The 25862-nt window shown below is 34.3% G+C and carries 27 protein-coding genes; 1 reads left to right on the forward strand and 26 read right to left on the reverse strand.

Annotation, left to right across the window (positions count from 1 at the left end):
- Positions 1 to 3: 3 nt before the first annotated feature.
- The 5 genes from leuB to A6I66_RS11275 all read right to left on the reverse strand — a co-directional run bounded on the left by leuB (position 4) and on the right by A6I66_RS11275 (position 5327).
- Complete coding sequence (leuB, locus tag A6I66_RS11255; RefSeq protein WP_067149309.1) at positions 4 to 1062, reverse strand: 3-isopropylmalate dehydrogenase; 1059 nt, start codon at positions 1060 to 1062, stop codon at positions 4 to 6.
- A gap of 62 nt (positions 1063 to 1124) precedes the next feature.
- Complete coding sequence (locus tag A6I66_RS11260; protein ID WP_067149311.1) at positions 1125 to 2648, reverse strand: alpha-isopropylmalate synthase regulatory domain-containing protein; 1524 nt, start codon at positions 2646 to 2648, stop codon at positions 1125 to 1127.
- A gap of 3 nt (positions 2649 to 2651) precedes the next feature.
- On the reverse strand, positions 2652 to 3248 hold the full coding sequence (leuD, locus tag A6I66_RS11265) for a 3-isopropylmalate dehydratase small subunit (RefSeq protein WP_067149313.1): 597 nt from the start codon (positions 3246 to 3248) through the stop codon (positions 2652 to 2654).
- Positions 3249 to 3333: 85 nt separating this feature from the next.
- A complete protein-coding gene (gene leuC / locus A6I66_RS11270; RefSeq protein WP_067149315.1) occupies positions 3334 to 4728 on the reverse strand; it encodes a 3-isopropylmalate dehydratase large subunit in 1395 nt (464 codons plus the stop codon).
- Between the two features lie 212 nt (positions 4729 to 4940).
- Positions 4941 to 5327 (reverse strand): acyl-CoA thioesterase, encoded by a 387-nt coding sequence (locus A6I66_RS11275; RefSeq protein ID WP_067149317.1) that lies wholly within the window; start codon positions 5325 to 5327, stop codon positions 4941 to 4943.
- Positions 5328 to 5560: 233 nt separating this feature from the next.
- Here A6I66_RS11275 and A6I66_RS11280 point away from each other — a divergent pair, with 233 nt between their 5' ends.
- Positions 5561 to 5977, forward strand: a complete 417-nt coding sequence (locus tag A6I66_RS11280) for a glyoxalase (RefSeq protein ID WP_067149319.1) — start codon at positions 5561 to 5563, stop codon at positions 5975 to 5977.
- On the opposite strand, the gene A6I66_RS11285 is transcribed toward A6I66_RS11280, so the two are convergent.
- The 21 genes from A6I66_RS11285 to lpxD all read right to left on the reverse strand — a co-directional run bounded on the left by A6I66_RS11285 (position 5974) and on the right by lpxD (position 25827).
- Positions 5974 to 6654: a DUF2461 domain-containing protein gene (locus tag A6I66_RS11285; RefSeq protein WP_067149320.1), complete on the reverse strand. Its 681-nt coding sequence runs from the start codon at positions 6652 to 6654 to the stop codon at positions 5974 to 5976. The two genes, A6I66_RS11280 and A6I66_RS11285, sit on opposite strands and share 4 nt — an antisense overlap.
- A 122-nt stretch (positions 6655 to 6776) precedes the next feature.
- On the reverse strand, positions 6777 to 6968 hold the full coding sequence (locus A6I66_RS11290; RefSeq protein WP_067149322.1) for a hypothetical protein: 192 nt from the start codon (positions 6966 to 6968) through the stop codon (positions 6777 to 6779).
- Positions 6969 to 7228: 260 nt separating this feature from the next.
- The gene (locus A6I66_RS11295; protein ID WP_067149324.1) at positions 7229 to 7390 is read right to left on the reverse strand and encodes a DUF1328 domain-containing protein; all 162 of its coding nucleotides are present in this window, start codon (positions 7388 to 7390) and stop codon (positions 7229 to 7231) included.
- 368 nt (positions 7391 to 7758) lie between these two features.
- Complete coding sequence (locus A6I66_RS11300; protein WP_067149326.1) at positions 7759 to 8535, reverse strand: tRNA pseudouridine synthase A; 777 nt, start codon at positions 8533 to 8535, stop codon at positions 7759 to 7761.
- Between the two features lie 9 nt (positions 8536 to 8544).
- The gene (gene hisIE, locus A6I66_RS11305; RefSeq protein WP_262509417.1) at positions 8545 to 9144 is read right to left on the reverse strand and encodes a bifunctional phosphoribosyl-AMP cyclohydrolase/phosphoribosyl-ATP diphosphatase HisIE; all 600 of its coding nucleotides are present in this window, start codon (positions 9142 to 9144) and stop codon (positions 8545 to 8547) included.
- A 38-nt stretch (positions 9145 to 9182) separates the two neighbouring features.
- Positions 9183 to 9938, reverse strand: coding sequence for an imidazole glycerol phosphate synthase subunit HisF (gene hisF / locus A6I66_RS11310; protein ID WP_067149330.1), 756 nt, complete (start codon positions 9936 to 9938; stop codon positions 9183 to 9185).
- Positions 9939 to 10028: 90 nt separating this feature from the next.
- Positions 10029 to 10763, reverse strand: coding sequence for a 1-(5-phosphoribosyl)-5-[(5-phosphoribosylamino)methylideneamino]imidazole-4-carboxamide isomerase (gene hisA / locus A6I66_RS11315; RefSeq protein WP_067149332.1), 735 nt, complete (start codon positions 10761 to 10763; stop codon positions 10029 to 10031).
- A 21-nt stretch (positions 10764 to 10784) separates the two neighbouring features.
- The gene (hisH, locus tag A6I66_RS11320) at positions 10785 to 11441 is read right to left on the reverse strand and encodes an imidazole glycerol phosphate synthase subunit HisH (RefSeq protein ID WP_067149439.1); all 657 of its coding nucleotides are present in this window, start codon (positions 11439 to 11441) and stop codon (positions 10785 to 10787) included.
- 91 nt (positions 11442 to 11532) lie between these two features.
- On the reverse strand, positions 11533 to 12669 hold the full coding sequence (gene hisB / locus A6I66_RS11325) for a bifunctional histidinol-phosphatase/imidazoleglycerol-phosphate dehydratase HisB (protein WP_067149334.1): 1137 nt from the start codon (positions 12667 to 12669) through the stop codon (positions 11533 to 11535).
- Positions 12669 to 13703 (reverse strand): histidinol-phosphate transaminase, encoded by a 1035-nt coding sequence (hisC, locus tag A6I66_RS11330; RefSeq protein WP_211267548.1) that lies wholly within the window; start codon positions 13701 to 13703, stop codon positions 12669 to 12671. Before hisC ends, hisB begins: the two co-directional genes overlap by 1 nt.
- Positions 13704 to 13754: 51 nt before the next feature.
- A complete protein-coding gene (gene hisD / locus A6I66_RS11335) occupies positions 13755 to 15041 on the reverse strand; it encodes a histidinol dehydrogenase (protein WP_067149338.1) in 1287 nt (428 codons plus the stop codon).
- A gap of 99 nt (positions 15042 to 15140) precedes the next feature.
- The gene (hisG, locus tag A6I66_RS11340) at positions 15141 to 15998 is read right to left on the reverse strand and encodes an ATP phosphoribosyltransferase (protein ID WP_067149441.1); all 858 of its coding nucleotides are present in this window, start codon (positions 15996 to 15998) and stop codon (positions 15141 to 15143) included.
- A 321-nt stretch (positions 15999 to 16319) separates the two neighbouring features.
- On the reverse strand, positions 16320 to 17135 hold the full coding sequence (locus A6I66_RS11345; protein WP_067149341.1) for a prohibitin family protein: 816 nt from the start codon (positions 17133 to 17135) through the stop codon (positions 16320 to 16322).
- Positions 17136 to 17147: 12 nt separating this feature from the next.
- Positions 17148 to 19181: a vWA domain-containing protein gene (locus A6I66_RS11350; protein WP_067149342.1), complete on the reverse strand. Its 2034-nt coding sequence runs from the start codon at positions 19179 to 19181 to the stop codon at positions 17148 to 17150.
- A 61-nt stretch (positions 19182 to 19242) separates the two neighbouring features.
- Positions 19243 to 19989, reverse strand: a complete 747-nt coding sequence (gene fabG / locus A6I66_RS11355) for a 3-oxoacyl-[acyl-carrier-protein] reductase (protein ID WP_067149343.1) — start codon at positions 19987 to 19989, stop codon at positions 19243 to 19245.
- 170 nt (positions 19990 to 20159) lie between these two features.
- The gene (sucD, locus tag A6I66_RS11360) at positions 20160 to 21032 is read right to left on the reverse strand and encodes a succinate--CoA ligase subunit alpha (protein ID WP_067149345.1); all 873 of its coding nucleotides are present in this window, start codon (positions 21030 to 21032) and stop codon (positions 20160 to 20162) included.
- 69 nt (positions 21033 to 21101) lie between these two features.
- A complete protein-coding gene (locus A6I66_RS11365) occupies positions 21102 to 22043 on the reverse strand; it encodes a UDP-3-O-(3-hydroxymyristoyl)glucosamine N-acyltransferase (RefSeq protein WP_067149347.1) in 942 nt (313 codons plus the stop codon).
- A 6-nt stretch (positions 22044 to 22049) separates the two neighbouring features.
- Positions 22050 to 22616 carry an elongation factor P gene (gene efp / locus A6I66_RS11370; protein WP_067149349.1) on the reverse strand — a complete coding sequence of 189 codons (567 nt, stop codon included), beginning with the start codon at positions 22614 to 22616 and terminating at the stop codon, positions 22050 to 22052.
- 4 nt (positions 22617 to 22620) lie between these two features.
- Positions 22621 to 23406, reverse strand: a complete 786-nt coding sequence (lpxA, locus tag A6I66_RS11375; RefSeq protein ID WP_067149351.1) for an acyl-ACP--UDP-N-acetylglucosamine O-acyltransferase — start codon at positions 23404 to 23406, stop codon at positions 22621 to 22623.
- A 2-nt stretch (positions 23407 to 23408) separates the two neighbouring features.
- Positions 23409 to 24815 (reverse strand): bifunctional UDP-3-O-[3-hydroxymyristoyl] N-acetylglucosamine deacetylase/3-hydroxyacyl-ACP dehydratase, encoded by a 1407-nt coding sequence (locus tag A6I66_RS11380; RefSeq protein ID WP_067149353.1) that lies wholly within the window; start codon positions 24813 to 24815, stop codon positions 23409 to 23411.
- Positions 24802 to 25827, reverse strand: a complete 1026-nt coding sequence (gene lpxD, locus A6I66_RS11385) for a UDP-3-O-(3-hydroxymyristoyl)glucosamine N-acyltransferase (protein ID WP_067149443.1) — start codon at positions 25825 to 25827, stop codon at positions 24802 to 24804. The genes A6I66_RS11380 and lpxD overlap by 14 nt, the downstream gene beginning before the upstream one ends.
- Positions 25828 to 25862 lie beyond the last annotated feature (35 nt).

Here is a 25862-nt window from a genome sequence, read left to right on the forward strand (position 1 = left end):
AGCTTAGATATTAGCAGCTAACCAATCTCCAACTTCTTTAGTTCCATAAGCTTTTCCGCCATCGGCTAAATCTTCAGTAACAATACCTTCAGCAAGTGCTTTGTTAACAGCATCTCTAATTGCTTTTCCTTCTTCAGGTAAGTTAAAAGCCGTTTCGAACATCATTGCAGCTGATAAAATAGTAGCCATTGGATTAGCAATATTTAATCCTGTAGCTTGAGGATAAGATCCGTGAATTGGCTCGAACAATGCAATATCAGCACCCATAGACGCAGAGGGCATTAATCCCATAGATCCAGAAATCACAGAAGCTTCATCAGTTAAAATATCTCCGAAAAGGTTTTCAGTAATTAATACGTCGTAACTATTTGGCCATTGTACCAAACGCATAGCAACAGCATCAACAAACTCGTAGCTTACTTCTACTTCAGGATAATCTTTTTCCATAGCCTGAACGGTTTCTCTCCATAAACGAGACGTTTCTAAAACGTTAGCTTTATCAACACAACAAAGTTTTTTAGAACGTGTCATAGCTAATTCAAAACCTTTTTTAGCTAAACGTTGTACTTCAGCTCTTGTATAAACACAATTATCATAAGCCGTTTCACCTTCATCTCTTCTACCCTTTTCTCCAAAGTAAATACCACCAGTTAATTCTCTTAAGAAAACTAAATCGGTTCCTTCAATACGTTCTTGTTTTAAAGGTGATTTATCTAATAATGATGGAAAAGTAAATGTAGGACGCACATTAGCAAACAACCCTAATTTTTTACGCATTTTAAGTAAGCCTTGCTCTGGTCTTACTGGTGCTGAAGGATCATTATCATACTTTGGGTGGCCAATCGCTCCGAATAAAACAGCATCAGAAGATGCACAAATTTCATGAGTTTCATCTGGATAAGGCTCTCCAACTGCATCAATAGCAGCAGCACCTGTTAAAGCAGGTTTCCAAGTAATTTCATGTCCGAATTTTTTAGCAACAGCATCACTTACCTTTACGGCTTGATCTATAACTTCTGGTCCTATGCCGTCTCCAGCTAAAAGGGCTATATTAAATTTCATTTTTTAATTATTTTAGTCTTTATATTTTTATATGGTAACAAAATTGAATTTCAATTATTAAATTAATTAATAATGATATTCAACATCTTTTCGGTTGCTATTATCGCTGAAACCGTTTGATCTGAATCTAAACCTCTGGTTTTAAACTCCTTTTCGGTGTTTTTCCAAGTAATGATGGTTTCACATAAGGCATCCGAACGACTTCCTGGTGGAATTCTCACAGCATAATCGATTAAATCCGGTAAAACCATTAAGCGCTCGTTTTTGAATATACTTTTAATAGCATTCATAAAAGCATCAAATTGTCCGTCGCCCTGTGCATTCTCTTCAAAAGTTTCACCTTCTATAGTAATGGAAACTGATGTTGTAGGCTTCAGCCCTTTTGAATGGGTTAACACATAAGTATTAACCTTTACTTTTTCCTCATATGTTCTATCTAAAACATCGGAAATAATGTATGGTAAATCCTCCTTGGTAACCACTTGCTTTTTGTCACCCAACTCAATAATACGTTGGGTCACCTTTTTTAAATCTTCATCGTTAAGCTGAAGTCCGAGTTCCTGTAAATTCTTTTGAATATTAGCTTTACCAGATGATTTCCCTAATGCATACTTACGAGTTCTGCCGAAACGTTCTGGCATTAAATCGCTAAAATAGAGATTGTTTTTACTATCACCATCGGCATGAATGCCAGCAGTTTGCGTAAAAACATTCGCTCCAATTATAGGCTTATTAGAAGGAATAACTAATCCTGAAAAGTTTTCTACCAATTTACTAACCGTGTATAACATCTTCTCATTAACACCAATTTTAAGGTGCGGCATAAAATCGTTAATTACAGCAATGGTACTGGACATCGGGGCATTTCCAGCACGTTCACCCATACCATTTACGGTAAGATGCAATCCATCGGCGCCAGCATTTAAACCAGCCATAACATTGGCTACTCCTAAATCATAATCATTATGAGCATGGAAATCAAAATGCATTTTAGGATATGCTTCTTTTATTTCTTTAATGAAATTAAACGATTCTTCGGGCGTTAATATACCTAAAGTATCAGGAAGCATAATTCGTGTTACAGCTTGTGAGGATAAAAAGTCTAAAAACTCATAAACATAAGCTTTTGAATTTCGCATACCATTACTCCAATCTTCTAAATATACATTAGTAATGATACCGTGCTTTTGAGCAAGCTCAATATTTTCTTTTATTTCCTCAAAGTGTTGATTTGGAGTTTTTTTAAGTTGGTGAGTTAAATGATTTAATGAACCTTTAGTAAGTAGGTTCTGCACCTTAGCACCAGCCTCAAGCATCCAGTTTATAGAAACACCTTTATCAACAAACGTTAAAACTTCTACCGCTGACAAATGATTATTTTCTGCTGCCCATTTCGTGACATCTTTTACCGCTTGAAGCTCGCCTTCAGAAACACGTGCCGAAGCAATTTCAATACGATCCACTTTTAATTCTTCAAGTAAAAGCTTTGCGATTGTCAACTTCTCAGAAGCAGAAAACGACACACTCGAGGTTTGTTCACCATCGCGTAATGTCGTATCCATTATTTCTATTTTTCTAAAACTCATGCTTTAGAAAGGGCGTGTTTCAGTAAAACTTTCGATTTCACTTTTCATGCTCTGTAAGTAATCAATATCATCAAAACCATTTAACATGTTACCTTTTTTGTAACCATTAATATCAAATGATTCTTGTGTACCAGATGATGGTAATGTAATTGTTTGAGCCTCTAAATCGATTACTAGTTCCGTTTTAGGATCTTCGTAAACCGCTTCAAAAATTTCATTCAAAAATTCTGGAGAAATTTGAACTGGTAATACACCAATGTTCAAACAGTTATTTTTAAAGATATCTGCGAAGAAACTAGATACTACGCAACGAAATCCGTAATCATAAACCGCCCATGCAGCGTGCTCTCTTGAAGACCCAGAACCAAAGTTCTTTCCTCCTAAAAGGATTTTACCACTGTAAATAGGGTTGTTTAAAACGAAATCTTCTTTTGGTGTATCATCACCATTGTATCTCCAGTCACGGAATAAGTTATCACCAAAACCATCACGAGTTGTAGCTTTTAAAAAACGTGCTGGTATAATTTGATCAGTATCTACGTTCTCGATTGGTAATGGAACTGCAGTACTGGTTAATTTTGTAAATTTATCGTAAGCCATTTTTTCAAGTTAAAAGTGAAAAGTTAAAAGAGAAAGGTTTTGAATCCTTTACATTATTTTTCAACCTTTCATTGTTAATTATTAATTATAAAAGTTCTCTAGGATCGGTTACAACGCCAGTTACAGCAGCTGCAGCAGCCACTAAAGGACTAGCTAATAAGGTTCTTGATCCAGGACCTTGACGACCTTCAAAGTTTCTGTTTGATGTACTTACCGCATATTTCCCTGCAGGTACTTTATCATCATTCATCGCTAAACAAGCCGAACAACCTGGTTCTCTAAGCACAAATCCAGCTTCTTCAAAAATATCTAACAAACCTTCTTCTTTTATTTTGGCTTCAACAATGTGTGAACCTGGTACTAACCAAGCTGTTACATTATCGGCCTTTTTTCTTCCTTTTACAATCGATGCAAAAGCACGGAAATCTTCGATACGTCCATTAGTACAAGAACCAATAAATACGTAATCAATTTTCTTTCCGATCATTTGCTCATCTTCAGCATAACCCATGTAAGCTAAAGACTTATCGTAAGTTGCTTTACCTCCTTCAACAGATTCAGCAGATGGAATGTTTTTAGAAATACCCATACCCATACCTGGATTCGTTCCGTAGGTAATCATAGGCTCAATATCGCTTGCATCAAAAGTGTATTCTTTATCAAACACAACACCATCGTCAGTTTTTAAAGTTTCCCAATACGCCATGGCTTTATCCCAATCAGCTCCTTTAGGAGTCATTGGACGCCCTTTTATATATTCGAAAGTTTTTTCATCTGGAGCAATCATACCACCACGGGCACCCATTTCGATAGATAAGTTACAAACCGTCATACGACCTTCCATACTCATATTTTCGAAAACATCACCAGCGTACTCAACAAAATATCCAGTAGCACCAGAGGTTGTTAATTGAGAAATAATATAAAGACCAACATCTTTAGGTGTTACCCCTTTGCTTAAAGGTCCGTTGATGTTGATACGCATTTTTTTAGGCTTAGGCTGCATAATACATTGTGTAGTAAGCACCATTTCTACCTCTGAAGTACCAATACCAAAAGCAATGGCTCCAAAAGCACCATGAGTTGACGTATGTGAATCTCCACAAACAATAGTTGCTCCTGGAAGTGTAATACCATTTTCTGGCCCTACAACGTGAACAATACCATTATTTTGGTGTCCAAGCCCCCAGTGACTAATGCCATATTCATTAGCGTTATTTTCTAATGTTTTTAATTGATTAGCAGATAACGGGTCTTCAACAGGTAAATGCTGGTTAATTGTAGGTGTATTATGATCGGCAACTGCAAAAGTACGCTTTGGATATAATACGGTTAAACCTCTACTCTTTAAACCAACAAAGGCCACAGGACTAGTTACTTCATGAATTAAATGACGATCGATATACAACACATCTGGACCATCTTCAATTTTTCTTACAACATGGGAATCCCACACTTTGTCAAACAATGATTTACTCATAATTTTTTTATTATAATGTATTAAAACGCCTTCAAATCGAATTGATCAAGGCATACCTAGCTTTTTAAGGAATACAAATTTATGTTTTATTACAATTATTAAAAACTTAATACCTCTTTGTTATTAAATTTTTATAAAATTAACAGTGGATAAGACATAAACTGCTTTTTTTTCAACAGATTATTAAAATTGATTGCAATTTTCAATCAATTTTATTGTAACCTATCTTTAACGTATTCCACCTTTGTTTTACCGTGTGGTAAAGGCTTACCGTCGGGTCCAATATTAACCATCACTATATTTGAAATCGTAATAATGGTTTCCCTAGTCATCTTATTTCTAACTTCACAACTTAAGGTTAACGAGGCTTTACCAAACTTCACAGGACTAATACCAATTTCAATAATATCGCCTTGTTTTGCAGAAGCTCTAAAATCAATTTCACTAATGTATTTAGTTACTACTTTAGGGTTTTCTAATTGAATGATTGTGTAAAGCGCTGCTTCTTCATCAATCCAATCGAGTAAACGGCCTCCAAATAAGGTTCCATTGGCATTTAAATCTTCTGGTTTAATCCATTTTCTTGTGTGAAAATTCATATTATATAATTAAGTATTAAAATTTATTCTTCGTTTTATTCTAAAAATCAATGGTTTATTTTTCTTAAAAACAAAGTCTGACATCACCACGCATAGCAAGTGAATTCACAGCTTTCCATAAAATTTTTAAAGGTAAGAAATTCTCGAATGTTAATAAACCCGTTAATAATTATAAAGTTAATTTAATATCAAGCGCTTATTTAATATCTATTTTTAAGTAAAATCTCCAAAAAATGAGCACTAGACAATCAAATCTGACCAACATTCGACCTGAGATTTTAGGCGAGACCATTAACGAAAACATGAGTACAGATGAGCGGTTTCAAAATTTAGTTCTGAGACCCATTATAAAACTACAAAATGACTTACTCGTAGAGGTTTTCAAAAATTACATCAGAAAGCACAAATCTGTTTTTCATGAATTTACTTTAGAAAAGCGCATGGCTTATATAGAAAATGCCATACAAAGAGACATGAAGCTTAGAAATTCAATGAAAGGTATGATTATCGGACAATTTACTGTTGAAGAATACCTCGTTTATATTGAGAATTCTTCGGCATTAAATAAACGCATGATGAATTTTGTAAAAGAACGGTTATTAAGTCAGATTCAATTATTTGACAACCCTGAATACCTTAAAGCCGTTTAATCTATTACAGAAACACCATTTAAGTCGGTGGTTAAAACATCACTCATATATTCAAAATATGGGCGGATTGTTTTAAACGCATGGCTTATATTTTCTAAAAACTGAGCATCCAAAACCTCTTTATCGCAATACTTTTTAACGAATAAAAATTGCTTTTTCTTAATTAAATCGATGGCTTTATGCGTTTTGCTAAAGCCTTTTGGTGCTGTTTTAACTTCATCACCAACAAGTTCACCCCAAACAGCTTTAAATGATTTTTCTTCTATGATGTCTCGAATTTCAGAGTCATCCATTTCAAATTCTTTTCTAATTCTTAATAGATCTTCTTTTGCAGGGTCCCAAAATCCTGTAGCAATAAAACTTTCGTTATTAGGTTGGATATGCAAATAATAACCACCCCTTAAACGAGGTTTGGCTCTGTGAAATGAACCACCAAAATGTGTTTTGTAAGGTAATTTATTTTTAGAAAATCGTACATCACGATAAATTCTAAATATTTTTAGTTTATCAATTTCATCATGAGTATTCAGTTGATTTAAAACAGCATTATAAAACTCTTTTACTTCACCTTCTATGGCTTTAAACTCCTTTTTATGATCATTAAACCAATCACGGTTGTTATTTTTTTCTAATTTTTTGAAGAAGTCAAAAACGGAAGGTTGTATTACTAAACTCATAGAATTTTTAATTTTTAAATCTTTTAAAAATACAAAAAGTCTCGAGTTGCTCGAGACTTTTCTAGTTTATTATACATAAAATCACCATGAATTTTTACATGGTATTTATTTGCATATTATTATTAATGTTCTACTTCATCTACAACATCATCCACGGCATCTTCAACATCATCTGCGGCATCTTCAAGCGCTTCGCCTGTATCCTCTACAGCTTCTTCAATTTTTTCGCCGGGTGTTTCTTTCTTTTCTCTACAGCTCGTAAATACGGTTGATACCGTAAATAATAAAGCTAATACTAATATTATTTTCTTCATAATTTTGAATGTTTATAGTTAATTATTGATTTTAATTTAAAGTTATTCTGCTGCTAGATTTAAGTCAACCCATTTCACAACAGATCTTTGAAACCATAAATGATTTCAAGACAAAATATACTTTAATACTTTTTATAAATTAATTTGAACAAGGTGTTTTAAAAGTTAAAATAATAGTCATTCTGTCCTTAACACAAAATCTCACAGTATGAGAGTCTGAAATAAATTTAGACTGACGTATAATCGACTTTTAAGACCTCTTATTTTTTCATCACACCTCTTAACAAAGAGAAGATAAATAGAATGATAAAAATATAGAAGCAAATTTTAGCAATTCCTGCAGAAGCTCCTGCTATTCCTCCAAAGCCTAAAACTCCAGCGATTAACGCAATGATAATAAAAGTGATGGTCCAACGTAACATAATTTTTGATTTTGATTATAGTTAAAGCTTACACTTGTAGTAAACTTACTCTAATTATTAGAGGTTTTGTAAATGACTAATTAAAAGCATTATACATTAATTTGTATAACCCCTTTTTTTCTACAAAATAAAGTTAGTAAAATAATCCTTACACTGAAGAACTAATTTTAGCTCATAAAAACAATTTTTAACTCATTTAGCTTAATAAAAGACACAAAATCACATAACACACTAATATACAGCAATATAGGTGGTTTACAGAAATCATCCAGAACAAATAGCATAACACTATAAACTGGTAATTTAAGCTCAAAATTCATCAAAAATGATCAATGACTATTTGTAAAATTGATTTTTCGAAGTAAAAATTAAATGAAATCAATTTTATTCAGAATTAAGCCTGAAGCCGGGGCTATATATTCCATTTTTACAGTACTATCAGGTAATAAACTTACTCGAATATCTTCAAGGCTAAGTTTGCCTTTTCCTAAATCGATAAGTGTTCCCATCATTAATCGAATTTGATTTCGCATGAACCCTTTACCCCTAACACGTAAAATGTAAGATTGTTTCGGAAAATAATTGGCGGTATAGATTGTGTTTTCAACCAATTCACAAGTTAGAATTTCTCTTGTGTAAATACCATTATCGGTTGGTTTGTAGCAATAAGAACGCACATAGTGTTCACCTTCAAAAAGTTTCGCTCCTTCTTTCATCAATTCGATATCCAAATCATCTAAAATGGTCGTCATGATTGGTGCACAAAAAGGATGGCACTTTTCTCCGTAGGTGAATAAATATAAATACTCTTTAATTTTAGAGTTGTTAATGATATTGAACTTAGCATCAACTTCTCGAATACTTAAAGCTCTAATATCTTGAGGTAAGTTATAATTAAATAATTCAAGAAAAGCCTCCTGATCTTCAATAGGTTCTTGTAAAAACAATTCAAAAGCTGCACATTCGGCCGAAACCATGGCATCAGTACGCCCAGAACTTAAACTCTTAAAAGGTTTGCCTTCCAGGATATAATTTAGGGTTCTATCCACCATAAGGTGTAAGGTTTTCACATCTGGTTGTTTTTGCCATCCGTGAAAACGATATCCTAAATATTGTATATTAAAAACGTAGAAAAACTTTTTCAAACCTCGGAATTACTTATGTCTTCCTTTTAATTCAGCTTCAATATCTTTAAGGGTAAATCCTTTGGCTTGAAGTAACATGAGGTAGTGAAATAGCAAATCGGCAGACTCATATAAAAACAATTCATCATTGTTGTCCATCGCTTCAATAACGGTTTCAACAGCCTCCTCTCCTACTTTTTGAGCGACTTTATTAATTCCTTTATCGAACAAACTGGCTACATAAGATTTTTTAGTATCCTTATTAGCAACACGCTCGGCAATCACATCTTCTAAGGTAGAAAAGAAACCATAAGACGATTTATTTTCCTCAGCCCAACAAGTATCTGTCCCTTTATGGCAAGTTGGACCAACTGGATTTACTTGGATTAAAAGCGAATCGTTATCACAATCATTTTTTATACTCACAAGGTTTAGGAAGTTTCCACTTTCCTCACCTTTCGTCCATAAACGTTGTTTACTTCTACTAAAAAAAGTAACCTTATTCGTTTCAATGGTTTTTTGGTATGATTCTTCGTTCATATACCCTAGCATCAACACTTTAGCTGTTGTAACATCTTGAATAATCGCTGGAACGAGTCCGTTTGAGTCGTATTTAATAGTCATGATAATTTCTTTATGTGATACTGAAACAAATTCAGTATGACGACCTAAAGTCGTACTTCTATATTATTTTTTTTCAATTCTTCTTTTAACTGCGGAATGGGTATTTCGCCAAAATGAAACACACTAGCGGCTAAAGCTGCATCCGATTTTCCATCTTTAAAAGTATCTATAAAATGCTGAACATTTCCCGCTCCGCCAGATGCAATTATTGGAATATTTAAAGTCTCCGATAATTTAGCTAAAGCTTCATTAGCAAATCCGTTTTTGGTACCATCATGATTCATTGAGGTGAATAAAATTTCACCAGCACCACGTTGCTCCACTTCCTTAGCCCATTCGAACAAATCGATTTCTGTTGGAATGCTTCCTCCTGCTAAATGCACTTTCCACTGCCCTTCTACTTGCTTGGCATCAATGGCAACTACCACACACTGACTTCCAAATTTGTTAGATAATTCATTAACTAATTCCGGTCTTTTAACCGCCGATGAATTTATAGAAACTTTATCGGCACCACATTGTAAAAGTGCATCGACATGTTCAACTGATGATATACCTCCACCTACGGTAAACGGAATATTAACTTGCTCTGCAACACGTAAGACCATATCTAAAGTGGTTCCTCTTCCTTCTAAAGTAGCAGCAATATCTAAAAAAACTAACTCATCAGCCCCTTGTTCGGCATATTGTTTAGCTAAAACAACAGGATCTCCAGCATCGCGCAAATCTACAAAATTCACACCTTTTACGGTACGTCCGTTTTTAATATCTAAACAAGGAACAATTCTTTTTGTTAACATTTAATATCTTTTTTTGAGTTTCCATCGAAGTGGAAATCTTTATATAATTAATTAGATTTCCGCTTTCGCGGAAATAGAAAAAACAATACTTTAAACGTATTTTTCTAATTGATGTAAGCTAATGCGGTTTTCATAAATGGCTTTTCCAACAATAACCCCTTCACAGCCTAGGTCTTTTAATTTTGGTAATTCACCAATTTCTGAAATTCCACCAGAAGCAATTAATTTAATAGACTGCCCGCTACTTTGGCTAGAACATTCAGCCAAGATTTGTTTATACAATTCAAACGACGGACCTTCAAGCATGCCATCCTTAGAGATATCGGTGCAAATCACATACTTAATACCTTTATTTTGATACCCCTTAATAAACGGAATAAGCTCCTCTTCACTATCTTCTTGCCAACCACTAATCGCTACTTTTCCAGCGTTGCTGTCTGCTCCTAAAATAATTTTTTCACTACCGTATTTTTCTATCCACCCCTCAAAAATTTCAGGATCTTTTACAGCAATACTACCTCCGGTTATTTGTCTGGCTCCTGAATTAAAAGCAATATGCAAATCTTCATCGGATTTTAATCCGCCACCAAAATCAATTTTTAATTTGGTTTTAGCTGCTATTTGCTCCAACACCTTATAATTAACAATATGCTTGGCTTTTGCACCATCTAAATCTACAAGGTGTAAATTTTCAATGCCCGAAGCTTCAAACATTTTGGCAACTTCCAAAGGGTTTTCATTATACACTTTTTTGGTGTCGTAATCACCTTTTGTAAGACGCACACATTTTCCGTCTATGATATCTATGGCTGGTATGATTCTCATGGTTTGGTTATTGGTTACTAGTTATTGGTTTTTGGCTATTGGTTCAGTCTCTAACTTTAGAAAATTCTCTAAAATTTTAGCGCCTGCAGTACTACTCTTCTCTGGATGAAATTGAACTCCATAAAAATTATTATGTTGTAAAGCTGAAGCATAGTTGATACCGTAATCGGTTTTTGCAATCGTTTCATTACAATGCTCGGCGTAATAACTATGCACAAGATACATGTATTCGTTTTCTTTAATGCCCTTAAATAAATCGGATTTCAAATCTTTTATCACATTCCAACCCATTTGAGGCACTTTAACGTCGCTAGAAAAACGTTTTACACGCGTTTGAAAAATGCCTAAACCTTGCGCGTTCCCTTCTTCGGTAGATAAACACATGAGTTGCATGCCTAAGCAAATCCCTAAAACAGGTTGTTTTAAGGTTGGAATTAAAGTATCTAAACCACTCTCTTTAAGCATTTTCATGGCGGAACTTGCCTCGCCAACGCCTGGGAAAATAATTTTATCGGCTGCTAAAATCTCATCTGGATTGTTAGACAAAATAGCATCAACACCCAAACGTTTAAAAGCAAATTGTATGCTTTTAATATTTCCTGCTCCGTAATTTATGATGACAACCGAAGCCCTAGAAGCCCCTTCTAGCTTCCCCGAGGGGGAAGAACTCTCACTCATGTCTTTAAACTCGCTCATTGTTAATTAGCTATCTTATGAATTTTCTTTTTTTTAGAAACTTTTTAATTCCCCCTTTTTGGGGTTAGGGGGCCTATAATACGCCTTTTGTACTCGGTAAAAACATTTTGTTTGCATCACGTTTTACCGCCATTTTCATGGCTTTAGCAAAAGCTTTAAAAATACCTTCAATTTTATGATGTTCGTTTACACCTTCTGCTTTAATGTTTAAATTACATTTCGCACCGTCTGTAAACGATTTAAATAGGTGATAAAACATTTCAGTAGGCATATCCCCTATTTTTTCACGTTTAAATTCAGCATCCCATTCTAGCCAATTTCTACCTCCAAAATCAACTGCTACCTGGGCTAAACAATCGTCCATTGGTAAACAAAATCCGTATCGTTCAATGCCTAATTTATTACCTAAAGCTTTGTTGAATAATTCTCCAAAGGCAATCATAGTATCTTCAATGGTATGGTGCTCATCTACTTCTAAATCGCCATTCACTTTAATGGTTAAATCCATAGCACCATGACGTCCAATTTGATCTAACATATGATCGAAAAAAGATAACCCTGTACTGATATCATTTTTTCCAGAGCCGTCAAGGTTTAATTTGATGTAAATCTGTGTTTCATTGGTGTTTCTTGTAATCTCAGCAACACGATCTTGCAACTTTAAAAATTCGTAAATCGCTTTCCAATCGGTACTAGTAAGCGCAATACAATCGTTAATTTCCTTTTGAGAAGCTTCAATTTCATCGGCACCTAACTCCGGATTTTCAGAAAGGTAAATCCCTTTAGCACCAAGGTTTTTAGCCAATTCCATATCAGTAATACGATCTCCTAATACAAAAGAATTTTCTAAATCATATTCTTCAGAAAAATATTTAGTCAGCAGTCCTGTTTTCGGTTTGCGTGTTTCTGCATTTTCATGCGGAAAGGTTTTATCTATATGAATATCAGTGAATACAACACCTTCTTTTTCAAAAGCTGAAATCACTTTATTTTGAGCCGGCCAAAAGGTGTCTTCTGGAAAAGAATCGGTTCCTAAACCATCCTGATTCGTTACCATCACCAATTCGTAATCCAATTCATTAGCAATTTTAGCCATGTATTGAAATACTTTCGGATAAAATTCTAATTTTTCTAAACTATCAAGTTGGTAATCTACTGGTGGCTCCAAAACAAGCGTACCATCGCGGTCTATAAATAATACTTTCTTCATTATATAGATTTTAAAGTCTCTATTAATATTTTATTTTCTTCAGGTGTCCCAACGGTAAACCTCAATGTGTTTTCACAACCAGGCTGTGTCGTTCTGTTTCTAATAACAATCCCTTTTTCTATAAGTTGGTTATAACGTTTTGTAGCATCATCAACTTTCGCTAAAACAAAATTCGCATCAGAAGGATAGATTTCAGAAACATAATCTACAGTTTTCAACGAAGCTACCAATAAATCGCGTTCTTCTAAAATCACAGAAACTTGCTTATCGATTAATGCCCTATTTTGAAGTTGCTCAATGGCCTTTAGTTGCGTTAATTCGTTAACATTGTAAGGTGGTTTAATACGATTTAAAACGGAAATAATTTCTTCGGAAGCAAAACAAAGTCCTAAACGAATCCCTGCCATACCATAAGCTTTTGAAAGCGTTTGAGTGACAATTAAATTTGGGAATTCTGATAACCTGATAGCCCAACTTTCTTCATTTGAAAAATCGATGTAAGCTTCATCAATAACCACAATGCCCTTAAAGTTTTTAAGCAATTTTGAAATCGCTTCGGAAGCAAAACTATTTCCCGTAGGATTGTTAGGCGAACAGATAAATAGTAATTTACTATGTGCATCTGCTGCATTTAAAATAGCATCTACTTTAGGCTGAAATTCGGCATCTAATTGCACCTCTTTTATAGCAACCGCATTGATATTTGCTAACACACTGTACATACCATAAGTTGGTGGTAAAGTGATGATATTATCCTGATTAGGCTCACAAAACGCTCTAAAAATTAAATCTAAAACTTCGTCACTACCATTACCTAAAAGCATGTTTTTAGTAGGCACATTTTTGATCTCCGACAATAACGATTTTACCGAGCGTTGTTGCGGATCAGGATAACGATTTACGCCGTTTTCATACGGATTTTCGTTAGCATCTAAAAACACCATGGCATCACTATTGCCTTGAAATTCATCCCTTGCAGACGAATACGGTTTAAGCGCCTTAATGGTTGGTCTTATTAAATCTTGAATATTCATTTTCTGTCTCAGACCTTTCAGGTTTTTAAAACCTGAAAGGTCTATATTGTTTTATTTTTTTAAATCTTTTAACCTAATTGAAACCGCGTTTTTATGCGCTTGTAAACCTTCAGCTTCTGCCATAAGTTCTATGGTTTCTCCAATATTTAAAAGGCCTTGTTTCGATATTTTCTGAAAGGTCATACTCTTCATAAAACTATCTAAATTCACGCCCGAATACGCTTTTGAAAATCCGTTTGTTGGTAAGGTATGATTGGTTCCAGAAGCGTAATCACCAGCACTTTCTGGTGTATAGTTCCCTATAAAAACAGAACCTGCATTACTAATTCCATTTACATACAAATCTTCATTTTTTGAACAGATAATGAAGTGTTCCGGACCATATTCATCGATTAATTCTAAAGCTAAGTTGTCGTTTTCAACAAAAATTAATTTAGAATTGGCTATAGATTTTTCTGCAATCGCTTTACGCGGAAGTATGGCTAGCTGTGTTTCAACTTCTTTCGAAACTTCTTGAATTAATTTTTGAGAAGTTGACACCAGAATCACCTGACTATCGGTACCGTGTTCTGCCTGACTTAACAAATCTGAAGCCACGTATGAAGCATCTGCAGAATCATCAGCAACTACTAGTAATTCACTTGGTCCTGCAGGCATATCGATGGCTACACCGTATTTAGTTGCAATTTGTTTTGCAACAGTAACAAACTGATTTCCTGGTCCGAATATTTTATAAACCTGAGGAATAGATTCCGTACCAAAAGTCATCCCCGCAATAGCTTGAATACCCCCAACTTTTATAATTTTAGTCACACCACATAATTGAGCAGCGAATAAAATTTCTGGCGCTAATTTCCCTTCTTTATTTGGTGGTGAGCAAAGTACGATTTCTTTACACCCTGCAATTTGAGCTGGAACAGCAAGCATTAAAACCGTTGAAAACAAAGGAGCTGTACCTCCAGGAATATACAAACCTACCTTTTGAATAGGACGTTTTTCCTGCCAACATTGTACGCCATTTGTAGTTTCTATTTCAACTTTCGCTGTTTTTTGAATGCCATGAAAGCGTTCAATATTAGACTTTGCCAGTTTAATAGCCTCTTGAAGCTTTTTTGGAACACGGGCAATGGCTTCTTCAATTTCATTTGAAGTCACCTCATTACTTTCCAAATCTACCCCATCAAACTTTAAAGTATATTTTTTAATGGCAGCTTCTTTGTCTTCAGCAACTTCTTTAAAAATCGCATTAACAGTGTCTTCTATATCGTTCAACGTTTGAGTTGGTCGTTTTAGAATTTCGGACCAGTCTTCACGATTTGGGTTATTTATGATTTGCATTCTGAACTTCTTTTCTTTTATTTCCGCGAAGGCGGAAATCTCATGAATTAAACCTTTCTTTTAAAAGCTTTCCGCCTCCGCGGAAAGGAAAAAAGTGTCTTATAAAACCATTTTTTCAATAGGACAAACTAAAATACCTTGCGCACCTTTAGCTTTTAGGTCGTCGATAACATTCCAAAATTCATTTTTGCTAATCACAGAGTGAATCGAACTCCATCCTTCTTCCGCTAAAGGTAAAACGGTTGGACTTTTCATACCTGGAAGTACATTAATAATGTCTTGAACTTTATCGTTTGGTGCGTTTAGTAACACATATTTAGAATCCCTTCCTTTTAAAACCGATTTGATTCTAAATTGGATGGTATCTAAAATTTCTTGTTTTTCCGCTGTTAATTTTGGAGAAACCGCTAAAACAGCTTCCGAAGTTAAAATCGTTTCTACTTCTTTTAAATTGTTTTTAAACAAGGTACTTCCACTAGAAACAATATCACAAATAGCATCAGCAAGCCCAATATTTGGAGCGATTTCTACCGAACCATTAATGATGTGTAGGTTTGCACTAACACCGTTTTCCTTTAAATACATTTCTACGGTATTCGGATACGATGTTGCAATACGCTGACCTTCTAAATCTTTAATTGAATTGTAATCTGTAGTTTTTGGTACAGCAATACAAACACGACAGGTTGAAAAACCAAGCTTTTCTACAACATTAATTCCGGCGCCTTTTTCAATTAAAACGTTTTCACCGATAATAGCCGCATCAACAACGCCATCTTTTAAATACTGAGGAATATCGCCATTTCTCAGATAGAAAACTTCAACTGGAAAATTCCTAGCCGATGCTTTTAATTGGTCAATACCATTGTCGATAGAGATCCCGATATCTTTTAAAATTCTCATCGAGTCTTCATTTAATCGACCCGATTTTTGTACTGCAATTCTTAATTTACTCATTTTAATGGTTTTATGAGTTTGAAACAATTTAGTTGATTTTTGAAAAATAAAAACCCGCTTGATTGTCTCAAACGGGTTTAATTTATATGTTGATTTTATTCAATACAAATTCATTTCGCTTGAGTGCAAATCTGAAAATGATGATGAATATGAATAAAAGTCATGTCTTATATTTTTCTCCTACAAATATCTATAATAAAAATGATATATTCCAAATATCTAGGGGCTTTCTTAATAATTTCAATAATCCGTATTTTTTAAACTTTAAAAATCATTATTTTCTAAAGGAACAATTAAAATACTGAATTATTTAATTTCAATTTACTGATTTCCTAATATAATAGGCATGCCACTGTCGCCAGAACCAATTACCACAACCTTACTATTTGGAGATTCTGCTAATTTTATAGTAGCTTCAATGCCTTTATCTTGTAAAATTTTATCGGTTAATGAAGCACTTAAAATTCTATTCGCATCAGCTTTACCTTGAGCCTCAATAATTACTTTTTCTGCTTCTTTAGCAGCTGTAACCAATCTGAACTCATATTCTAAAGACTCCTGCTCCTGCCCTAATTTACGCTCAATAGCATCTTTAATAGCTGTTGGAAGTGTTACATCACGAACAAGCACTTCAACTAAATTAATATATTGATCACTTACAATTTTTTTACTTTCATCGAATATTTCTTGTTGAATGGCGTCTCTTTTAGAAGAATAAATTTGCTCTGGAGTATAGCGTCCAACAACCGATCTCGTAGCTGAGCGCATCGCTGGCTTTAATACACGATCTAAATAATTAGCACCCTTTTCTTGATGTAATTTCCCCAAATCTTTAATATCTGGCATGTACCAAGCCGTTGCTTCAAGCTGAATATCTAATCCATTTGAAGATAACACTTTCATACGCTCTGTTAATTCTTGTTGACGTACCTCGTAAACAAACACCTTATTCCATGGCGCCACGATATGAAAACCTTCACCAAGTGCTGCTTCATCTGTAACAACACCTCCTCCAAACGTTTTATATAATACACCTGCTTCACCAGAACCTATGGTCACAGCCGATTTTGTTATTATAACAACCAGTACAACGACTGCAATGATAAAGGGTAAAGCTATTTTAGGTAATTTTTCCATTTTATATATTTATTAAATTAATCCGTTATATTTTCTTAAAAACCATTCCACACTTAGACTTAAAGCAATAATGCCTAGAAGGTATTTCCAATCGATCAAAGGTATGGTATTTTTACTACTTTTTTGAACAGACACATAGCGTTTGTCCTCTAATAATTCTTTAATTATGCCATTAGCATTATTAATAAAATAACTTGTTCCCGAGCTGTTTCTAGCCAATTGTTCTAATTTTTCAGCATTTGCATTCAAGAATTGTTGTTCTACATGATATTCTAAAATCTGAAAAGATCCTGTTTTAGTGATCTTGTCGTTCTTGGTGGATAACGAGAATTCATATTCAGCAGGTTCCAATCCACTCAAATCCACTTCGTAATGGTTATTTTTTAAAATTAATGGGAATGTCTTTTCGGCTTTAGAACCTTTGTTTTTCACTGTAATGTGCAGAACTTCGCGAGTATCAAAAACATAATTTTTATCAAATACTTCTGCTTTTATAATAACATGGCTATTTCCATTATAAAAAGATTGAAAATCGATATTTAAACGACTCTTTTTCTTATTCGATGCCAAGTATTGAACAAATTTACCAATGAAATTATCAAACTCATGAAACGACTGATTTTCTAAAAAACTATGTGCTCGCCATTGCCATATATTTTCACCTAACAAAACACCTTGGCGTCTACCTTCTGCTTCAAAAGTGAATAACAAAGGATCGTTAGTGGTAACATTTTGAACCGATTTATTTAAAACCACATCAATTGGCTGACTAATTTGCACCCCTCCATAATTTGAAAGTAAGGGCGGGAAGGATTCAAAGCCCATATCATCAATATAAAAAGGACTGTAATTAGTATTTAAAACCCCTTGATAATCTTCTTTCTGGTTGGTGATATCAACACGATACCCTAAATTACTATTATTGATAAAATGAAGATCTGTTTTTGTTCCAACAACAGTAAAATAATTCTTTTTAAGCGTTTTTAAGTTCTCCAAAACAGGTTTGAACTTGCTATTTGGCTGATACAATATTATTAATTGAAAATCATTTACCTTACTAACAAACTCCTTAACCCCTACTATAGACACCGAACGTTGTTCATTATTTTCTATGCTCTTTTTTAAGGCACCTAAATCAGGATGAGGAAAATCACTAACAATAGCCACATTGGTTTTCTCATTAATGACTTCAACAGCAAAATTTTGAATATTGTTTATGATGTTTTTTTCGTTTTCTATAGGCTTAATTTCAGCCCTATAAGCGCTTACCCCAATTTTATTGGCAGGTAAAGTGAAATGAATGATTTTAGAATTATCTTGTTTTGAGAAATTAAGCGGTTTTGAATACACCTTTTGATTCCCTTGATAAACTACAAAGGTTGAGGCTACACGTTCAGAACCATTATAAACTAAAATAGTTTCAATTGGAAATTCATTTTTTAAGTAAGCATAACGATTTACGTTTAATTGCTGAATTTTTAAATCGGTATAACTTATCGTATCTCCTAATATTATAGGGTAAATAGATTGTTTATAACTGTTTGTTACAAACTGATAATCGCTTCCATAGGTTTGATTTCCATCGGTAAGCAATACAGTAGGCGCATTACTGTTTTTGTAAATTTGAGACAAGGCTTTAAAAGCATCATGCACATTAGTTTGTTTATCTGTAAAATCAATGGAATCGCCTTCTCTTAATTGATTACCAAAAGTGAAAATGTTTACATTAAATTTTTCTTGAAGCTCCGTATTGTTTTTAAGTCTCTTAACAAATTCTAAAGTTTTGTCCTCTTGCTTTAAATGTTTAATCGAGCTAGAATTATCTACAGCAATAACCAAACTGGGTTTTTCAATGCTTAGTTCTATTTGTTCGAAACTCGGATTAATAATCAATAACAATACAGAAAATAAAGTAACAAACCTTAAAAACGAAAAAAACAAGTCTAGCTTAGACCTGTTTTTTCCTTTTTTAAAATACTGAAATAGCGCTAAAAGTAGCGCTATAATTCCAGCAAATATGATGTAAATAATTGTTTCTAAATTCATTAAAAAACTTAAAGTTATCGTGATGCGATTCCCTCTTGAGAGAGCATGACAAAAGACTTTTTTATGTTAGCATACCACCATCAACATTAAGTGTTTGTCCAGTGATATAAGCACTCATATCACTTCCTAAAAACACACAAACATTTGCGATATCCTCTGGTGTTCCTCCTCGTTTTAATGGAATTCCAGCTCTCCAACCTTCTACAACGGCGTCATCTAATTTAGCAGTCATTTCAGTTTCAATAAATCCAGGAGCAACAACGTTCGATCTAATATTTCTAGACCCTAATTCTAAAGCAACTGATTTTGAAAATCCGATAATACCAGCTTTAGAAGCTGCATAATTGGTTTGACCAGCATTACCTTTAACACCAACTACAGAACTCATGTTGATAATTGAACCTTTACGTTGCTTTAACATGGTACGTTGTACAGCTTTCGTCATATTGAAAACCGATTTTAAATTTACTTCAATAACCGTATCAAAATCTTCTTCCGAAATACGCATTAATAAATTGTCTTTTGTAATACCGGCATTGTTAACCAAAATATCAATAGCACCAAATTCTTTAACAACTTCAGCAGCTAAAGTTTGAGCTTCTTCAAAACTAGCTGCATTACTTTTATACCCTTTTGCTTTAACACCTAAAGCAATCAATTCTTTTTCCAAAGCATTAGCAGCATCAACCGATGAGCTGTATGTAAATGCCACATTGGCTCCTTGTTGAGCAAAAACTTGTGCGATTCCTTTTCCTATTCCGCGACTAGCACCAGTTACTATGGCTGTTTTTCCTTCTAATAATTTCATTATATAATTTTTTAAAAATGCTGTATCTAACTGACTAATTTGGAATTATACACAGCAAAGCGCTTATTTAATAATTTCAGTATTAACTTCAAATATAGCAAATACAAATGGCTTCAAACAAAAAAAACCTCACAAAGATTTGTAAGGTTTTAATGTTTGTTAAGTATATATTATGCTAATACTTCAGCAATTTTCTTACCAATTTCAGCAGGAGAATCTACTACGTGGATACCACAATCTCTCATAATAGCTTTTTTAGCTTGAGCCGTGTCATCACTTCCACCTACGATAGCACCAGCGTGCCCCATAGTACGTCCTGCAGGAGCTGTTTCACCAGCAATAAATCCTACAACAGGTTTTTTACTTCCACTAGCTTTGTACCAGTTTGCAGCATCAGCTTCTAATTGACCTCCAATTTCACCTATCATAACAACAGCTTCAGTTTCAGGATCGTTAATTAATAACTCTACAGCTTCTTTAGTCGTTGTTCCAATAATTGGATCTCCACCAATTCCAATGGCAGTAGTAATTCCTAAACCTTGTTTTCCAACTTGGTCTGCCGCTTCATAAGTTAACGTTCCAGATTTAGAAACAATACCTACTTTTCCTTGCTTGAAAACGAAACCTGGCATAATACCAACTTTAGCTTCACCTGGAGTAATAACCCCTGGACAGTTAGGACCAATTAAACGACAATCTTTTCCTTTTATGTAACTTGAAGCAGTAATCATATCTGCAACAGGAATACCTTCTGTAATAGTAATTATCACTTTAATTCCAGCATCGGCAGCTTCCATAATAGCATCGGCAGCAAATGCTGGCGGTACGAAAATAATAGTTGTGTCTGCTCCTACTTGTTCAACTGCTTCTAATACAGTATTGAAAACAGGTCTATCTAAATGTTTTTGCCCTCCTTTTCCTGGAGTAACACCACCAACAACGTTGGTTCCGTATTCAATCATCTGGCTTGCGTGGAAAGTTCCCTCGCTCCCAGTAAATCCTTGAACAATAATTTTTGAATCTTTATTTACTAAAACACTCATAAGTGATAATTAAATGTTAATATATTTAAAAAACAAATGTAATTTTTTGAATTAACTTATTATAAGAAATTACAGTTTTTTTAGTTTGAGAATATCTAATATTTTTGGTATTTGTCGAATAGCCGCCAATTCCTTAAGCTTAACCCGTACTTCCTCAGCAGGATAGCCAAAATAAACCTTCCCTCCTGCTAATGATTTACTTATTCCAGATTGTGCCTGAACAACAGCCTTTTCACCTATCGTTATTCCGCTTGTACAACCTACTTGTCCCCAAATGGTAACTTCATCTTCAATAACAACACAACCAGCTATACCAACCTGAGAAGCTATTAGACATTTTTTTCCTAAAACAGTATCGTGCCCAATTTGAATTTGATTATCCAATTTAGAACCTTCACCAATAATAGTATCTCCGGACACACCGCGGTCTATGGTACAAGCCGCACCGATATCGACATGATCTTTTATAACCACACGACCTCCAGATTTCAGCCTGTCAAAGCCCTCTGGGCGTTTCTTGTAATAAAAAGCATTAGCCCCTAAAACCGTTCCTGAATGAATGGTTACATGGTCGCCAATTACAGCATCATCATAGATACTCACATTAGAGTGAATAACACAATGTTCTCCAATTACCACATTATTTCCAATAAAACAATTCGGCTGAATGATACTGCTTTCTGCAATTTTTGCTGAAGACGCTATACTTGTTTCCGAAGCCTGAAACGGCTTAAAATGGTCTGTTAGTTTATTGAAATCTCTAAAAGGATCATCACTAATAAGCAAAGCTTTACCCTCTGGACAGTCTACTTTTTTATTGATTAAAACAATAGTTGCTGCCGACTCAAGAGCTTTGTTGTAATACTTTGGATGATCGACAAACACAATGTCGCCGGGTTCTACGACATGAATTTCATTCATACCAAGAACCTCAAAATTAGGATCGCCAACATATTCACATTGAATGAGGTTGGCGATGTCTTTAAGTGAAAATGTAGAAGGGAATTTCAACGGGTCTTATTCTTTAACACGTTCCTTATAACTTCCTTTCTCTGTTTCTACTTTAATCTTATCTCCTTCATTAATAAAAAGAGGCACATTAACTGTAGCACCAGTTTCAACAGTTGCAGGTTTGGTTGCATTTGTTGCTGTATTTCCTTTAACACCAGGCTCGGTAGCAGTAACTTCTAAAATCACACTAGCAGGCATTTCTACAGAAAGCGGTGCATTATCTTCAGAATTAATAATAACGGTTACAACTTCACCTTCCTTCATTAATCCTGGGTTATCTAAGGCAGCTTCTACAAGTTGAATTTGACTATAATCCTCAGTATTCATGAAATGATAGTACTCACCATCATTATATAAAAACTGAAATTTATGAGTTTCTACACGAACATCATCTAATTTATGACCAGCAGAAAATGTATTGTCAATAACTTTTCCGTTTGTTACGCTTTTTAATTTTGTTCTCACAAACGCAGGACCTTTTCCTGGTTTAACGTGTAAGAATTCTACAATTTTATAAATATCGTGATTATATCTTATGCATAATCCATTTCTAATATCCGATGTTGTTGCCATGTATTTAATTTGATTTAAAATATCCTTTCATGATTCCGCGATGTGAGTTTTTAATGAATTGTAATATTTCATCGCGTTCTGGAGTTGCCTCCATTTCTGCTTCGATAATTTCAGCAGCTTGAGTATTGTTATAATTTTTCTGATAGAGAATTCTATAGATATCCTGAACTTCTCTAATTTTTTCTGTTGAAAAACCTCTACGTCTTAGTCCAACCGAGTTAATACCTACATAAGATAAAGGTTCACGTGCAGCCTTTACAAATGGCGGAACATCTTTTCTAACTAAAGATCCTCCTGTTACAAAAGCGTGATTACCAATAGACACAAACTGATGTACTGCCGTCATGCCAGCTAAAACAACATAATCTCCAACTGTAATATGCCCTGCAAGGGTACTATTATTAGAAAAAATACAATTACTTCCAACAATACAGTCGTGAGCAATATGACAGTAGGCCATAATTAAACAATTATCACCGACAACAGTTTTCATACGATCTGTTGTTCCTCTATTGATGGTAACACACTCCCTAATGGTTACATTATTACCGATTTCAACGGTAGTATCTTCATCATTATATTTAAGATCTTGTGGTACTGCTGAAATCACAGCTCCAGGAAAGATGTTACAGTTTTTACCGATTCGAGCACCTTCCATAATAATAACATTACTTCCAATCCAAGTGCCTTCACCAATAACAACATTATTATGAATGGTTGCGAAGGGTTCTATTACAACGTTTTTTGCAATTTTTGCACCAGGGTGCACATATGCTAACGGTTGATTCATATCTATTTAACTTTTGAGATTTGAGCCATTAATTCGGCTTCCGCACAAAGCTTACCATTAGCATAAGCATAACCTTGCATATGGCATATTCCGCGACGAATTGGTGTAATTAACGAACATTTAAAAATTAAAGTGTCACCCGGAACTACCTTTTGCTTAAATTTAACATTATCCATCTTCATGAAAAAGGTTAAATAATTCTCAGGATCTGGAACTGTATTTAATACTAATATCCCTCCTGTTTGAGCCATAGCTTCACAAATTAAAACCCCCGGCATTACAGGCGCACCTGGAAAATGGCCTTTAAAGAACTCCTCATTCATTGTAACATTTTTCATTGCTGTTACATAATTATCTGTGAGTTCGTAAACTTTATCAATTAATAAGAAAGGTTGCCTGTGTGGTAACATGGCCATAATTTGATTGATATCCATTAATGGAGGTGCATTCAAATCTATTTTTGGCACATTATTTCTACGCTCATTTTTAATGATTTTAGCTAATTTCTTGGCAAACTGCGTATTTATAAAATGCCCTGGTTTATTAGCTATTACCTTACCCTTAATACGAGTTCTAACTAGGGCTAAATCTCCTAAAACATCTAGCAATTTATGTCTAGCTGCTTCATTTGGGTGATGTAATGTTAGATTATCTAAAATACCATTTGGTTTAACCGAAATACTGTCTTTTTTAAAAGCAGCTTTAAGTTTTTCCATGGTTTCTGGAGATATCGCTTTATCGACATAAACGATAGCATTATTTAAATCACCACCTTTAATTAAACCATTTTCTAACAGCATTTCAATTTCATGTAAGAAACTGAATGTGCGTGAATTAGAAATATTTTCCTTAAAATCTGATATTGTATTTAAGGTCGCATTTTGGGTTCCTAAAACTTTAGTTCCAAAATCAACCATTGTAGTTACTTGATATTCTGAAGCAGGCATGATTAAAATTTCACTTCCGCTATCTTCATCAACGTAAGAAACAATATCTGTAATCTCAAATTCTTCTCTGAACGCTTCAAGTTCTACAACGCCCGCTTTTTCAATAGCTTCAACAAAAAACTTAGAAGACCCATCCATGATTGGTGGCTCTGAAGCATCTAATTCAATCACAACATTATCGACATCTAAGCCTACTAATGCAGCAAGAACATGCTCTGAAGTTTGAATAACAACACCGTTTTTTTCCAAACAAGTGCCACGTTGAGTATTTGTTACATAATTTGCATCAGCCTCTATAACAGGCTCACCTTCTAAATCGATACGTTTAAACACAAATCCTGTGTTTTCTACAGCTGGTTTGAAAGTTAAGGTTACGTTTTTACCTGTATGTAACCCAACACCATTTAAAGAAACACTATCTTTAATTGTTTTTTGTTTGAATTCAGTATTAACTATTCCCATTTATTTTTTCTAAATCGTTTATGTTTTTTACAATATTTGGCAAGTTTTTAAAATGAACATATGCCTTATTATAGTCACTTAATTTAATGGCAGGAGAGCCTTGTAACACTTCGTTATCTTTAACATTTCTTGCTATTCCCGATTGTGCTTGAATTCTAACATTGTCTCCAATGGTGATATGTCCTGCAAGTCCAACTTGCCCACCAATTTGACAATGCTTTCCTATTTTAGTAGAGCCAGCAACGCCAGTTTGAGCAGCAACAACCGTGTTTTCTCCTATTTCAACATTATGTGCTATTTGAATTTGATTATCCAATTTCACACCTTTTCTAATTATTGTAGATCCTAATGTCGCTCTATCTATAGTTGTAGCAGCTCCAATATCTACAAAATCTTCAATAATCACATTCCCAATTTGAGGGATCTTACTATAACCTCCATCTTCATTTGGTGCAAAACCAAAACCGTCTGCTCCAATTATGGCTCCTGAGTTAATAACACAATGACTCCCTATAATGGTGTCAGAATAAATTTTAGCTCCGGCAAAAACAATGGTGTTATCTCCTATAACAACATTTTCACCCACAAATGCATTGGGATAAATTTTTACATTTTCCCCAATAACAACATTATCAGCTATATATGAAAAGGCACCAACATATAAGTTTTCTCCATATGTGGCTGATTCCGAAATAAACGAAGGGCTTTCAATCCCTGATTTATTCAGTTTTGCAGAATTATAAAATTCTAAAATTTTAGAAAAGGCCAAATAGGCATCTTCTACTTTTATCATTGTGGTTTCGACCTCATGTTCTGGAACAAAAGACTTATTCACTATAGTGATTGAGGCCTTAGTTGTATATATATGATGCTTATATTTAGGGTTCGCTAAAAACGTTAACGCGCCTTCAAACCCCTCTTCTATCTTTGAAAGTTTAGAAACTTCAATGTCAGGATTCCCATCAACATCACCTTCAAGTATTCCCGCTATTTGCTGTGCTGTAAATTTCACACTATAAAACTTTGATGTTTTTTTTGATTCTTGCA

The sequence above is a fragment of the Pseudotamlana agarivorans genome (genome assembly GCF_001642835.1).
Taxonomy (GTDB): domain Bacteria; phylum Bacteroidota; class Bacteroidia; order Flavobacteriales; family Flavobacteriaceae; genus Pseudotamlana; species Pseudotamlana agarivorans.